Source organism: Flagellimonas aequoris, assembly GCF_003584165.1.
Taxonomy (GTDB): Bacteria; Bacteroidota; Bacteroidia; order Flavobacteriales; family Flavobacteriaceae; genus Flagellimonas; species Flagellimonas aequoris.
In genome coordinates this window covers 245,723-259,510 of record NZ_QXFJ01000008.1, presented here as the reverse complement: position 1 = coordinate 259,510, position 13,788 = coordinate 245,723, and the positions used below count along the sequence as shown (strand labels likewise).

Below are 13,788 nucleotides of genomic sequence, written 5' to 3'. Positions count from 1 at the left end.
TTAAAATGCGAAAATAGCTCAGTTGGTAGAGCATCACCTTGCCAAGGTGGAGGTCGCGGGTTCGAATCCCGTTTTTCGCTCAAAACGCTGCTTGCAGCGTTTTTTTGTTTCAAGTCCAGGCTCGAGTGGTGGAATTGGTAGACACGCCGGACTTAAAATCCTGTGGCCTTTTTGGCCGTGCGGGTTCAAGTCCCGCCTCGAGTACGGTTAAGCCGAGAGTAATTCTCGGCTTTTTTATTTCAACCCACCAGATGTTATCATAATGATGGATTAACATCCTTGGCTTCAAAGCTATCCACACAACCATACACCGAAGGAATTACATACAAGAGAGCAACTAAAAATATCACTCCCCGGAGTACTTCGTGTGGATGTTCCAACATAAATATCCTTACCTCAACGGGATATATGAACTCCAAAACCATCCTTGTAATCCATACCAAGGCCATTATGGCCGCAAACACAGTGGTATGCCGGGAAGGTCCGGTTCTTGAAAAGTAGATGGAGAGCAACCCGAATGCCAATAAAAAACTGCAAATCGCATAGGTGGCCAAATAATAAAAATGGTCCCGAATGGCGGGTTGCATGGATTGTGGCACGGACTCTTCATAACCCATGGCAGGGATAAAAATATGCCCTATACCAATGAACAAGGTAATGGCTCCCCCTATCAGCAAAGGAGTTTTTACGAATAACGTCTGTTTTCTGTCAAGATTCATCTTTAGTATTTTTAGGTCGAAAATAGTAACGATGCCCCTCGAAGAAATTGACTTGGGTTAGGAAATGACCCTGGCCCTGATCCGGCTCAGACTTTCGGGGTGGATCCCCAAATATTTGGCAATCTTATGGATGGGAATATTTTCGATTACCTCTGGTCTGTTTTTTAAAAGTTCCCTATAGTTTTCCTCTGCTGAATTGGTCAAAAGCTCTTTTTCCTTTCGCAACTTTTCCATAAGGACCTTTTCTTTGATGTACCTTCCCAGCTTATTCGCGATCAAGGAATCTTCATACCTCTTTTTTACATCGGCCTTAAAAAAATAAGCCACCTCACATTCGCTGAGAGTAGACACCTCAATATCCGAAGGCGTATCCAAAACGAAAGAATTATACGCGGTTACAAAGTTGCCGGGAAAAACAAAATCTATTATCCGTTCCTCCCCATCTTTTTGAACGCTGCATTGAACAATCCCCTTTCTCAAAAAATATCCCTTGGTTTCAATTTGGCCATAGCGCGTCAACACATGGTTACGGGGAAAACTTGCGCGGTGTATGGGAAAGGGCAATCCCAAATCTTGGTCACCATCACTATTCTCTCCTGCCAGTTGCTCGATAAGGGTTTCAATATCCATCTCTATACTTTTGCCGTTCAACCCTTCAATATAGGTAAAAGCATTAGATTATCCCTATTCATTTAATTCTCATACCGCATCTTATACGACTCCCACTGGTAACCCATCTGCACCCTTCGGTAGGCATAAATGTACTCGCCATCGGTACGCACGTTGATAATGCCTGGTAGGATTTTCTTAAACCTACGCCTCGCCACCGTATTGGAGGCCGATAAGGAAAAATCCAAGTCGCCTAAAGTAGTGGGTTCAATAATGTTGGAGGCCGCCACATGCTCCGCATCCTCATCATCCACGAACAATGCCGATAAGGCCGTGGAAAACAACAAGGGTTCCTCCCCGCGGACCGCCCTACCGATCGCCCCTAAAAATTTGGCCCTGGGGTGACCATGGTCGGGCACCTCTCCTGAAGACACCACGGTAACCATCGGGTTTACCGCCTTGAACAGGTTGGGGTCAAACTCATGGCTGCCGTGATGGGGCGCCTTGAACACATGCGCATTCACGTTCAGGGCACCATCGGGTTGGGACAATAAGAGTCCGCTCCCCTCTATGTTCAGGTCGCCAGAGAAAAAAGTACGGACATGGTTATAGGACATCCGGAACACCAAGGAATGCCCGTTGATGGTATGCGACTTGCCCCCGAACCATTCAAAAGCTCCATTAGGTTTAAGGATAGGCCCCAAAATCTCCACACGGATGTTCGGGTCGCCAATGTTCAGGATACCTGTGGATTTGTCCAGCCGATGGTAGTTGATACCTCTGACCTTGATGGCATCGACCCATTTTTTAAAGGTTCCCTTCAAATTAAATCCATTCAGGTCGGCCAAGGTACTATGTTTGGTTACCAGTTCGCCGTTCACTTCGTTGCCCAAGTCGGTATTGAAACCGGAATCGAACAGCCCGATACCATTATGATAGATGTTGTTCACCGTTATTTGCGGATGTTCGATAAGGGGAATGAGCCCTTCCACATGATCGGCATCGGCATGGCTCAGGAACATATGGTCTATGGTCACGGTATTGCCGGGGATGTCCAAACGGTACTTCCAAATGATGAACCCCAAGGCACGATCGCGAAGGCCACCGTCTACCAAGATTTTGGTATCGTTGGGCGTCACCACAAAGGCAGCATCGCCTTGGCCCACGTCCAAAAAATACATTTCGAGGCTTCTTTTGTTTACCAAAGATGGATTTTTGATTTCCCCATCCCTTCCCCTGTAATTGATTCGGGTATAGCCTGCGGTCGGGGCATTGCCTTGGAGTGGTTCCACCTCGTCCCCATAGATGAGCACATAGCTTTTGCGTTCCCCCTGATCTTGAAAATAAAAGCGTTGGGTCTTGTTCCCCAAGAATTGTAAAGCCATAGGATGCAGTTTTAATTGGCGGGGAACCATTTCTTTTAAAAATAAGGAATTTTCCTATACTCTCCTAAGTTTGCACATTACCAAATGGTAAATGAAAAAAGGGGAAGCCTGTCAATTGTCAAGAAGCTTTCATCAAATGGTTGGCTACATCCATCAATTATAATCTTATCCGTTCACAGCCCCCACTACCTTAGACTTCCAAACTTTAAAATCATGAGACTGAACAGACTACTCGGCCTGACTTTTCTTTTTTTAGGATTGACCCTTACGTCTTGCTCCATTGAGGATGGCAAGGATGGCGTCAACGGCATTGATGGATTGGATGGCAAAGATGGTGCCAACGGACAGGATGGCGTCCCTGGACAAGATGGAGCACCCGGACAGGACGGCTCCAATGGTGAAGATGGGGTTGGACTGGATGAATTGACAAAGTATGGTTTTGTCACTCTTGATTTGAGTGGTAAAAGGCCAGATGGGATTGCCTTTGAGGACTCTACCATTTTTCGCTTTACCCCAATAAATGCCTCAAGCTACCCAAACTACAATATTGTGGAAGCTACCCAAAATGGAGATGATGTACAGTACTTCTTTAACTTCCGCCGGTTTTACAGCTCTCCTGACGATACGTACAATACCACTTTTATGGACTGGGAAGTTACCGTAGACAACCCAGACCAAGCAACTGAGAACATAATATCAGTTGTGCTTGTCTTGAATAGATATGGTATTGTCGGTCCTGACAATAAGTACTTTGTGATACAGGATAAGTATGAAACCGGCGGTGACGGGGTTTCGGAAATCGTGATTCCAGATATGACCTTTGACCCGAATAGTGGCAACCATCTCACTTTCTCTTATTCCTTTACAGTTGAAGGTGCCAATAATGATTCTGGGAACTTTTTAAATGTTTCCGGAACAGTGGATGTAAACCTTCTTGAAGAAATACAATAATTAACGATCACTCTAAAATAACCACTATGAAAACAAGAAAACTATTAAGAATTACCGTGCTTACCATGAGCTTGGTCATGCTATCCTGCTCCGGTGATGACGGGAAAGATGGTATGGATGGTATAGATGGCGTCAATGGGACCAATGGGACCAATGGGCAAGATGGTGCCAATGGAACAAATGGAATCGGTTTTGAAGAACTGACAAAATATGGGCACGCCACCCTCCAATTGAACGGAAACCGACCTGATGGGGTCACCATTGATTATTCCACCATTTTTAAGTTCACACAAACCAATGGAGAGACCTATTCCAGCAATATTTTATATATGGAAAAAGATGTCGTATTACAGTTTACCCGCTTTTATAGCTCCCCAGATGACTATTTCAATGGCAATTTCATCCATTTTTATATCCAAATCTCAAATTTTGGGGAAACCACCCAGGCCATCAATTATTCCGAAGTACAAGTCCAAGGCCATCCGGTAATCGGCACAGATAATAAATACTTCATTTTGGACGACCTCTATGAGTCCAACACCAATGGAACTTCAGAAATTGAATATACCGATTTCAATTTTAACCCGGAGGACAACCACCTTACCTTCAATTATTCCTTTTTTGTTGATGCCTCAGCAAACGACTCCACACATCCACTTCATGTAAAAGGCAGTGCCGATGTATATCTTTTGGAGGAAGTACAATAAAGTAATGGGCAATAAAAAAAGGCCGCTACTTAAGTGGCGGCCTTTTGTTTATGGTCAAATTCCACTTACGTAATCAAATTCCCGTTATCATCCCATTCGGCGGTGACACCACGTTTACTTTGGTCCACACACTTGGCCAGCCATTCTTCCTCATAGGCAACACCATGTTGGGCCAAAACATCATCGGGGACCCCGTCCCATACATTGGGCATGTTGCCCTTGTAACCAATCTCCTCGATACCAATCTTGGTGGTGTAAAAGCCGGTCATGGTCAAGTTCCTCACCAAGGAAAAGAAGTTCACTTCAAAAGGTCTCTCATTTCCTGGAATCTCTGGGTCATAATAGGCAATGGGATCCAAAATACTTTTTTGTTGTTCCTCGGTACAATCCTTGAACTCTTTAGCGAACTCTGTATTGCACTTGTGATCCAACCACATCAACCCACCGCGCAGATCGGGTTGGTAACGTGGATTGTCCTTGGCCATGAACTCAATGAATCCTACTACATCGGCATCGCTGGCCGCCTTGAACTCTTCACTCCCCGGTAAAATAAGATCACACAAAATAGTAAGTGTGGCCATTTCATGAGGGTTCAGGAATTCTTCTTCCTGTAGTTCAGCGATCAGCTCCTCTTCCAAAGGAACCCTGCCCGGATAGGTCATTTTTGGGGACTCCACCAATTCCTCGGTCTCAGCACTGGGCTTACACCCATGTAAGGCCAATCCCCCGGCAACAGAACCTAATACGATCGATTTTAAACTCTTTCTCCTATCCATCACTTATATGTTTTGTTGTTTCAACTGGTCAACGATATATTCAGAAGCCCGCATGGAAAGGGCCAAAATCGTCCAAGTACAATTCTTGTCCGCTTGGGATACAAAAGGCCCTGCGTCCACGATGAATACGTTATCCACATCGTGCAACTGTTGGTATTTGTTGGTTACCGAAGTCTTGGGGTCGTCACCCATACGGGTCGTACCCACTTCATGGATGATGTTACCCGGATTGTGAAGGCCATAATTCGTTTCCTTGCTCGGCTTCTTGCCCAACGGCTCCCCGCCCATATTGATCAGGATTTCCTCAAAAGTGTCCTGCATGTGCTTGGCCTGATTGATCTCATACTGTGACCATTTATAATTGAAGCGCAATACTGGGATACCAAATTCATCCACGGTGGTAGGATCGATCTCGCAGTAGTTTTCCTTTCTTGCAATAGATTCACCCCTTCCGGCCATACCCACCACGGCTCCATAATATTTCTTGGCATCGCTTCTCAGCACATCACCATAACCTCCCACCTTGGTCCCAAAGAACTTATTGAATTCGTTCACGTTGAACCCAAAACCATAACTAGGCATACCCATGCCGCCCCACACCTCAATGTGGTAGCCTCGTGGGAAATCCAGCTTGGAATTGTCGCCCCACCATGGGGAGTATACGTGCATACCCCCAACACCGTCCTCATTATAGGAGACTTTTCGGTTCATCAAATCGGGAATAAATCCAGCGCGGTCGGCCCCAGTGGAATCGTGGAGGTACTTCCCTACCACGTCACTACTGTTCCCCAATCCGTTGGGGTGTTGTTTGCTCTTGGAGTTCAATAGAATCCTAGCAGAACTACAGGCGGATGCACCAAGCACCACCACTTTACCCTTCAGTTTGTATTCCTTCCTATCCTCTTTGTTGATATAGGATACCCCTGTTGCCTTTCCTTCGGCATCAGTGGTGACCTCTCGTACCATACAGTTCACAAAAAGATCTACCTGCCCCCCGTTCTTTTGGGCTGGGAATATCAAACAGGTTCCAGCTGAGAAATCGGCATACACCTGACAGGCTCGGTTACACTGTCCACAGTAAAAACATACCCCACGGTAATCGTTGAGCTTTTTGGTCAACATGGAAAGCCTTGCAGGGTAAACGGGAACATTGCTTTTCCTTGCTCCTTTGATGTAGAACAACTCGTGCAACCTTGGTTTTGGAGGTGGTAAGAAGAAACCATCAGGATCGTTGGGGAGGCCTTCATTGGTACCGAAAACCCCGATCAGTTTGTCCACCTTATCGTAATACGGTTTAATATCGTCATAACTGATAGGCCAGTTGTCTCCGTGCCCATCAATGTCCTTGTGCTTGAAATCCTTAGGGCCGAAACGTAGGGAAATCCTTCCCCAGTGGTTGGTCCTACCCCCAAGCATACGGGAACGGAACCATTCAAACTGGCTCCCATCCTTTTGGGTATAAGGCTCACCCTCAATATCCCATCCCCCATAGGCGGCATCAAAGTCGCCAAAAGGTCTAAAACGGGTACTGGCACCCCTTCTTGGACTTTCGTATGGCCATTTCAACTGGGTCTGGTGCTCAGGAAGGGCCGGGTCAAAAAAGGGCCCTGCCTCCACAACGGCGACCTTCAAACCTGCTTCGGACAGCACCTTGGTGGCCATCCCGCCCCCTGCTCCCGATCCCACAATAATGGCATCGTAAACAGTGGAATTTTCAATAATCTGCATTGGTTAAACTGGTTTTATTAGTAAGTAGTTATTTGACAGTGACTTAAAACATATGGTTTGATGCCTTGAAAAACCAAACCTTCAAAAAACAAGGCCCAACAGAACCTTATAGGTTTTAAAGATACTTTTAAAATGGACAAAAAAAGAAACCTTCCTGTAATTTTTCATTTAACATAATTTGAACAAGCCCATATCAACTGCAACTCGGTAAAATACCCGATATTTGAAAATACAGGAATCAAACCAACTTAAAACGATCATTCCAAAATGGGAAAACATCTTACGCTACTAGCTCTTTTATTACTGACATACAATGGATTATTGGCCCAAAAAGGCAATACTTCCACCTTAAAGATTAAGGACATCATGCAGGGGGACAACTTTGTAGGGCATCTACCTTCCGGCCACTATTGGTCTTCCGATGGCATGACACTATATTTTGACTGGAACCCCGATGGCGCCATGAGTGATTCGCTCTATGCTTATTCGATAGGGAAAAAGGATATTAAAAAAGTGGATTTCTTATCGGCGAATGCCCTACCCTCCTCCAGGATTACTTATAACCAACAAAAAACAAAAGCTGTTTACTCCAAAAATGGGGATATTTTCCTGTTGGATGTGGCTACTTACAAGTCCACTCCCATTACCAAGACACAGGAAAGGGAAAACAACCCGCATTTTACCGATAATGGAAAAGGGATAGCCTATACCAAGGACAATGAGCTTTTTGTTTGGGACACGGCCACCGGAACCACGGAGCAAATGACCCACTTTGTAAAGGCAAATGACAAGGAACCTAAGCGGGATTCCAAGGATGAATTTCTGTATCAGGACCAATTGGGGCTTTTTGATGTGCTGCGCGAACGTAAAGCAAAAAAAGACGCTGGCGAGGAGATCAACAAAAAATTGGAAGCGTTGGGGCCATTGGTCCTGGAAACCGGTGGAAAATCCGTGATTGGGTTGGAAATGGCCCCTTCGGGAAAATACATTACCTATATCTTGATGGAAAGGCCCAAAAGCAAGGGAACCATTGTACCTCATTATGTAACTGAATCAGGGTATACCGAAGACCAAAATACCCGTTCCAAGGTTGGCGATGAGCCCACCAAGTATGAAATGTTTGTGTACAATTTGGACAAACGCGAAAGTTATCCCGTAGTCCTTGATAATTTGGAAGGCTTGGATTATGTACCTGAATACACTAAGGATTATCCAGACAAGCCCTATAAAAATGAAGATAGGATAGGTTTTATCAACGGACCCATATGGAACCCTGAAGGTTCCAAGGCCATCTTGGACATTCAAGCCAATGATTATAAAGATCGCTGGATTGTATTGCTCGACCCAGAAACAGGCAAAGTGGAGCAATTGGATCGTCAACATGACGAGGCATGGATCGCCGGGCCCGGTATAAGTGGATGGGGAGGTGGATCCCTTGGTTGGATGCCCAATGGCAAAGAGTTTTGGTTCATGTCCGAAAAAACGGGATATGCACATGTGTACACCATGGACATCAATTCCAAAAAAGGCAAGGCATTGACCTCTGGCGAATTTGAAATCTACGATCCGTTCATATCCAAGGATGAGTCCAGATGGTATTTTAGTTCGAACAAGACCCATCCCGGTGATCGACAATTTTACACCATGCCCTTAAAAGGAGGGAAATGGGAGCAGTTGACCAACAGGGTCGGAAACAATGATGTGGTACTTTCTCCTGACGAAACCCAGTTGGCCATACTGTATTCCTACTCCAATAAGCCTACGGAATTGTACCTTCAGGAAAACCCTGTGTATGCCAAAAGACAGACCCAAGCGGTACAACTGACCCATTCAACCACCAAGGATTTCGAGGGATATGAATGGAAAGACCCCGAAATCATCACTTTTCAGGCCGAAGATGGCGCCGAGGTGCATGCAAGACTCTATCAACCCGAAACATCAGTAAAAAACAAGGCAGCCGTAATTTTTGTTCACGGGGCCGGTTATTTACAGAATGCCCACAAGTGGTGGAGTTCCTATTTTAGGGAATATATGTTCCACAATCTCTTGGTGGACAATGGATATACCGTTTTGGACATCGATTACCGCGGAAGTGCCGGTTATGGGCGGGATTGGCGTACCGGAATCTACCGCCATATGGGCGGGAAAGATCTTTCCGACCAAGTGGACGGTGCCAAAATGCTAGTGGACAAATACGGCATCGACACGGATAAAATTGGTATCTATGGAGGTTCCTACGGCGGGTTCATCACGTTGATGGGCATGTTCAATGCTCCTGATACTTTCAGCGCTGGTGGGGCCATTAGGTCCGTTGGGGATTGGGCCGCATACAACCATGGCTATACGGCCCGCATCCTGAATACTCCCGCAACGGATAGTTTGGCCTACAGAAGAAGCTCTCCCATCTATTTTGCAGATGGCCTAAAAGGAAAACTTTTAATTCTTCACGGCATGGTGGACGATAATGTCCATTTTCAGGATATGGTCAGGCTTTCGCAACGATTGATCGAACTGGGTAAGGAAAATTGGGAAATGGCCGTTTACCCCGTGGAGCGACATGGTTTTGTGGAACCCAGTAGTTGGACGGATGAATACACCCGTATTTTCAACCTGTTCCAAGAGGCACTTCTAGATAAAAAATAATGTATGAAGGTAGAAAAGGCTTCATCTGGAATTTGAACAAAAAAACATATCTTCCCGTTTGAAAATTAACTAACAAACGGGATGAAAGCATTGTTCAAGGCACTCGGCCCTGGCCTATTGTTCGCCAGTATGGCCATTGGCACATCGCATTTGGTGTTGTCTACCAAGGCAGGTGCCCAATATGGTTGGATTATGGTCATCCCCATACTTTTGGCCAATCTGTTCAAGTATCCCTTTTTTGAGTTTGGCATCCGATATACCACGGTCACCGAAAAAAGCCTGATCCAAGGGTATTTGAATTTGGGCAAAACCTATTTGTGGATCTATGCCTTTGTTACCCTAATCTCCACCTTTACCATTTTGGCAGCGCTCTACGTGGTCACCGCAGGATTGTTCATGAATCTGTTCCATATCACCAGCTTCGGTGCCGGTACCATTTCACTAGGACTGTTTGTTTTTATCAGTTTGTTGTTGATCGTGGGAAAGTATCGCTTTTTGGAAGAATCGTTGAAAGCCGTCATCACCATTCTTTTTGTTGCCCTGTTGATTACCACCATCATGGTTTTGCAAAAAGGCGCCGTTCCCGGATCGGAAACCTACCAACGCCCTGAAATTTTCAACGAGGCCGGCATTTTGTTCCTCATAGGTTTGGTGGGATGGATGCCCACCGCGGTGGAAGCTTCGGGCTGGGTAAGCATGTGGGGCATAGAGAATTTAAAGACCATGAAAAACAAACCAACGCTGAAGATTGCCATCCAGGAATTCAACGTAGGCTACATTTTAACAGCGTTATTAGCTGTATTCTTCATGATCATCGGTTGGATGACCCTTTATGGTACCGGAACGGAATTGAGCGGCAATGCGGTTGTGTTCGCGGATCAATTGGTAAATCTATTTACCACCCATATTGGCAATTGGGCCTACTTTTTTATTGCCGTGGCAGCGTTTGCCACCATGTTCAGTACCTGTATGACGGCCCATGATGCCATCTCCAGGGTAAGTGTGGACATTCTTCAAAAACTCTACCCGAAAAAGTCCCTGTTCCAAAACAAAAATGCCTTTGCCATCATGGTGATTGTCATGACTTTGATCAACTGGATGGTCATTACCCTGTTCAGTGCCAACATGGGAGATCTTGTGGCATTGGCCACTTTTGTTTCGTTTGTATTGGCTCCATTGTTGGGTTGGATGAACTTAAAAACGGTGATGGGCAACGATATCCCCTTGAAACACAAACCTAAACTGGGACTAAGAATCCTTACCTATAGCGGCATGGTGTTCCTTTCTTTATTTGCGCTGTACTATTGCTGGATGCTTTTGGTATAATTTAGTCAAAAAGTACATTGTCGTTGAGCACCACAATCAAGGAACGTTGGTTCTGTTTATGCAGAGTCTCAATACAGAACACCCCGTTGGTACAGTTGTTCAAGATTTTCTCCTCTCCATACCCAATGGAATACAAAATACTGGTAGCAGACACGCCTTGTCCTACCAAATATCTCTTTATGGCATCAGAACGTCCTTGGGTAAGTTTAAAGTTAGTACTACTACCTCCCCTACTGTCCGTATAGGTTTCAATCCTGAGTTGGGCATCTGGAAAGGCATTCATGAAGGACACCACCTTGTCCAATTGCGAATCGATTTCAGGCGTGAGTTGGGTGGAACTGTTGCCAAAATAAAACTTATCCATCTTTACCACTTTTTGCCCTTCCTTTTCTTCTACCAAATCATCATACAGCGATAATTCAACATTGTATGCATCCGTATTGGCCAATTCTTGTAAATCTTCTTCCGTAAATTGTTTCTTATAGGTCGAATAGCGTTCCGAAGTACTCTCAAGGGTTACTGCACTGGTCCATGGAATTTCCAAACGGTAATTTCCCTCTTCATCGGAATAGGTCTCGGACAATAGCTCACCATTGGTGCCTTTTAGTCTTACAACTGCTTTGGCAACAGCCTCATTGCGACCATAGGGTTTTACCACCTTGCCTTTGAAGGTAATGGTCTTCAGTCCAGGTTTTTCATCCACTTTAAATCCATAAAGATCATCCTTGCCTTTTCCTCCTGGACGATTGGAAGCAAAATATCCCAACAACCCTTCCCCCTCGTTACGAATCACAAAACCGAAATCATCAAATTCAGTATTGATTCCCTTACCAAGGTTGATGGGAATACCAAAACCCTCACTCTCTATGTTCGCCTTATAAATATCCATTCCCCCAAGACCATAAAACACATCCGAGGCAAAATAGAAGCTATCCTCAAAAATATAGGGGGCAACCTCGTTTCCAGGGGAATTGATCCTAGGCCCCAAATTGATGGGAGCCGACATAATTTGCCCATTCGAAGTATATACATAATAAATATCGGTACCTCCATAGCCACCTTCAAAATCAGCCGAAAAATAAAGCTTACCGTTGGTGTCATCATAAAACGGATAGTAAAACGAGGTGCTCAAATCCTTTAGGAGCAGCTGAAACCCTCCATCAATGGCCTGCATGCCTATAGCCAAAGCATTCTTTCCTTTGGAATCAAAAACCAATTCGGCATCTTCCGTATTTGACGACACATAGAATACTTTATTCAGTTTATTCGAATAATAGGGTGTTGCCTGGTGGAATTTTGATTTGGCGATTTTATGAAAGGGTTGAATACTGGTCACCTGTCCATTGGGTTGGATCTTAGATTCATATATTTTGAAATAGCCTTCATTTCCAGGCGCATACATGTATCGCTTATCTTGGTCGCGACCACTTGAAAACAGCAACTTGGTATTATAAAATGAAGGTGCAAAGTCGGTTTGTGGGCTATTTGAAGCGAGATTAAAGAATTTATAGGTCACACTATCCTTAGACTCATTTTGAAGCATTTGTTCGTTAAAATCCATATTTTCCATGAGTTCTTTCGGAAAACTGGCCGCAACAGTGGACAGAAAAGCCTCTTTACGTTCTTTATCGGATGTTTTGGATAGACTCTGCAACATTTTATTATAATGATGACCATCCATCAACGTATCCTTTTTGAACAGTTCGAGATAGGCCTCAGAAGCCTTTTTAAAATTTTTTACCTTGAAATATGAATCCGCTAGGTTCAAAAACTGCTTTTCGGATAGGGTTCCATTGACCAGTTCTTGCTCATAAGCAACGATAGCTTTTTGATATTCATATTGAAAGAAGAACGCATCACCTTTTGACTTCCTTGCCTGAGCGGAACAAAGAACCATTCCTATTAGGAATGCCAAAAACGCCAATCGTATGTTGTTTGCTTTGTTCATATTAGAAAAATCTAGGAGAATCTATCTGCTTTCCTTTGATATTTGTATCCTTCGTTTTGTTTTTGGATCTGTTACCTGAACCAAAACCTCCCCTACCAATATAGAATTTTAAAATTGCCTCATGTGATCCACCACTGTACTCCCCTAACCCATTGGTATTATAATCATAAGAGTAACCTACGAATATAGCATTGGAAATCTGTAGTCCTGCCAAGCCACTCACCGCGTTATCAAAACGATACGAACCACCTATGGTCAGGGCGTCCAAAAATTGAAAATTCGCCGATAGGTTCACGGTAACAGGAGCACCTTGCAGGTAGTTCAATAGAAAAGCAGGTTTAAACTTGGTCCGGTCGCCCAGCTGAAAAACATATCCTCCTATGGCATTAAACTGCATATTGTCCTCCACAATGGTAGCTACTTCATCATTATATAAGGCATTGGTCAAGAAATTGGGCACCGACAGTCCCAAATACCAATCCTCCTCATGATACATAAACAATCCAGCTCCTACAGTGGGATAGAATTTTCCGTATCCTCCTTCCAAAAGAGCCGGATCGGAACCCAGTTCAAACGTTCCTTTGGAATAGTCTATCTTCAAGGCAGCTCCTCCTGCATTAATCCCAAAAGACAACTTGGTTTTTCCAGAAAGTTGAACCTGATAGGAATAAGCGACATCAAAATACGTTTGTTCGGATGGTCCAAGTTGGTCGCTCACCACATTTAATCCCAAACCCATTTTTTCATTATCGAACGGAATATTAACTCCCCCTCGAATAGTGGTGGGGGCACCAGGAACGTCAATCCATTGCGCCCTATACAAGCCTATCAATTCAAAACTTTCCACAGTACCTACATAGGCTGGATTGAAACTTCCTATATTGTACATATACTGGGTGTACTGGGGTTCTTTTTGAGCAAGCATATATCCGTTGCCCATCAAAAGCAACAATAATAAGATTCGATATGTTGGCAAACTAAACTTGTTCGGCATAC

General features: G+C 44.5%; 11 protein-coding genes and 2 tRNA genes. 6 read left to right on the top strand and 7 right to left on the bottom strand.

Translation table 11 applies throughout. The features are described 5' to 3' along the window. The first annotated feature begins 7 nt into the window (after nt 1–7). A tRNA-Gly gene (locus D2U88_RS02095) sits at nt 8–80 on the top strand. 39 nt (nt 81–119) lie between these two features. Then, nucleotides 120–204 (top strand) — tRNA-Leu (locus tag D2U88_RS02090). Nucleotides 205–257: 53 nt separating this feature from the next. Here D2U88_RS02090 and D2U88_RS02085 read toward each other — a convergent pair. From D2U88_RS02085 to D2U88_RS02075, 3 genes are all read right to left on the bottom strand, one after another. Next, nucleotides 258–719: a hypothetical protein gene (locus tag D2U88_RS02085; protein WP_119638639.1), complete on the bottom strand. Its 462-nt coding sequence runs from the start codon at nt 717–719 to the stop codon at nt 258–260. 57 nt (nt 720–776) lie between these two features. Beyond that, complete coding sequence (locus D2U88_RS02080) at nt 777–1,349, bottom strand: Crp/Fnr family transcriptional regulator (RefSeq protein WP_119638638.1); 573 nt, start codon at nt 1,347–1,349, stop codon at nt 777–779. A gap of 62 nt (nt 1,350–1,411) precedes the next feature. Continuing rightward, nucleotides 1,412–2,713, bottom strand: a complete 1,302-nt coding sequence (locus D2U88_RS02075; protein ID WP_182859083.1) for a ComEC/Rec2 family competence protein — start codon at nt 2,711–2,713, stop codon at nt 1,412–1,414. A 213-nt stretch (nt 2,714–2,926) separates the two neighbouring features. On the opposite strand from D2U88_RS02075, the gene D2U88_RS02070 reads away from it, so the two are divergent. Then, on the top strand, nt 2,927–3,664 hold the full coding sequence (locus D2U88_RS02070) for a collagen-like protein (RefSeq protein ID WP_119638636.1): 738 nt from the start codon (nt 2,927–2,929) through the stop codon (nt 3,662–3,664). Between the two features lie 26 nt (nt 3,665–3,690). Then, nucleotides 3,691–4,371 carry a hypothetical protein gene (locus D2U88_RS02065; protein ID WP_119638635.1) on the top strand — a complete coding sequence of 227 codons (681 nt, stop codon included), beginning with the start codon at nt 3,691–3,693 and terminating at the stop codon, nt 4,369–4,371. 65 nt (nt 4,372–4,436) lie between these two features. On the opposite strand, the gene D2U88_RS02060 is transcribed toward D2U88_RS02065, so the two are convergent. Further along, the gene (locus D2U88_RS02060; protein ID WP_119638634.1) at nt 4,437–5,147 is read right to left on the bottom strand and encodes a gluconate 2-dehydrogenase subunit 3 family protein; all 711 of its coding nucleotides are present in this window, start codon (nt 5,145–5,147) and stop codon (nt 4,437–4,439) included. A 3-nt stretch (nt 5,148–5,150) separates the two neighbouring features. Then, on the bottom strand, nt 5,151–6,875 hold the full coding sequence (locus D2U88_RS02055; protein ID WP_119638633.1) for a GMC family oxidoreductase: 1,725 nt from the start codon (nt 6,873–6,875) through the stop codon (nt 5,151–5,153). Nucleotides 6,876–7,142: 267 nt separating this feature from the next. On the opposite strand from D2U88_RS02055, the gene D2U88_RS02050 reads away from it, so the two are divergent. Continuing rightward, nucleotides 7,143–9,518, top strand: a complete 2,376-nt coding sequence (locus tag D2U88_RS02050) for a S9 family peptidase (RefSeq protein ID WP_119638632.1) — start codon at nt 7,143–7,145, stop codon at nt 9,516–9,518. Nucleotides 9,519–9,599: 81 nt separating this feature from the next. Beyond that, nucleotides 9,600–10,844, top strand: a complete 1,245-nt coding sequence (locus tag D2U88_RS02045) for an NRAMP family divalent metal transporter (RefSeq protein ID WP_119638631.1) — start codon at nt 9,600–9,602, stop codon at nt 10,842–10,844. Between the two features lies 1 nt (nt 10,845). Here the strand turns inward: D2U88_RS02045 and D2U88_RS02040 are convergent, their stop codons facing one another. Together D2U88_RS02040 and D2U88_RS02035 are read right to left on the bottom strand one after the other, a co-directional pair. Then, nucleotides 10,846–12,792, bottom strand: coding sequence for an OmpA family protein (locus D2U88_RS02040; protein WP_119638630.1), 1,947 nt, complete (start codon nt 12,790–12,792; stop codon nt 10,846–10,848). Between the two features lies 1 nt (nt 12,793). Continuing rightward, entirely contained in the window at nt 12,794–13,786 is a 993-nt protein-coding gene (locus D2U88_RS02035) for a PorP/SprF family type IX secretion system membrane protein (protein ID WP_119638775.1), read from the bottom strand. Nucleotides 13,787–13,788 lie beyond the last annotated feature (2 nt).

What these genes read in the sequence shown, in the direction of transcription:
- D2U88_RS02085 (WP_119638639.1), bottom strand. Translation starts at nt 719, where the DNA reads ATGAATCTTGACAGAAAACAGACGTTATTCGTAAAAACTCCTTTGCTG.
- D2U88_RS02080 (WP_119638638.1), bottom strand. Translation starts at nt 1,349, where the DNA reads ATGGATATTGAAACCCTTATCGAGCAACTGGCAGGAGAGAATAGTGAT.
- D2U88_RS02075 (WP_182859083.1), bottom strand. Translation starts at nt 2,713, where the DNA reads ATGGCTTTACAATTCTTGGGGAACAAGACCCAACGCTTTTATTTTCAA.
- D2U88_RS02070 (WP_119638636.1), top strand. Translation starts at nt 2,927, where the DNA reads ATGAGACTGAACAGACTACTCGGCCTGACTTTTCTTTTTTTAGGATTG.
- D2U88_RS02065 (WP_119638635.1), top strand. Translation starts at nt 3,691, where the DNA reads ATGAAAACAAGAAAACTATTAAGAATTACCGTGCTTACCATGAGCTTG.
- D2U88_RS02060 (WP_119638634.1), bottom strand. Translation starts at nt 5,147, where the DNA reads ATGGATAGGAGAAAGAGTTTAAAATCGATCGTATTAGGTTCTGTTGCC.
- D2U88_RS02055 (WP_119638633.1), bottom strand. Translation starts at nt 6,875, where the DNA reads ATGCAGATTATTGAAAATTCCACTGTTTACGATGCCATTATTGTGGGA.
- D2U88_RS02050 (WP_119638632.1), top strand. Translation starts at nt 7,143, where the DNA reads ATGGGAAAACATCTTACGCTACTAGCTCTTTTATTACTGACATACAAT.
- D2U88_RS02045 (WP_119638631.1), top strand. Translation starts at nt 9,600, where the DNA reads ATGAAAGCATTGTTCAAGGCACTCGGCCCTGGCCTATTGTTCGCCAGT.
- D2U88_RS02040 (WP_119638630.1), bottom strand. Translation starts at nt 12,792, where the DNA reads ATGAACAAAGCAAACAACATACGATTGGCGTTTTTGGCATTCCTAATA.
- D2U88_RS02035 (WP_119638775.1), bottom strand. Translation starts at nt 13,786, where the DNA reads ATGCCGAACAAGTTTAGTTTGCCAACATATCGAATCTTATTATTGTTG.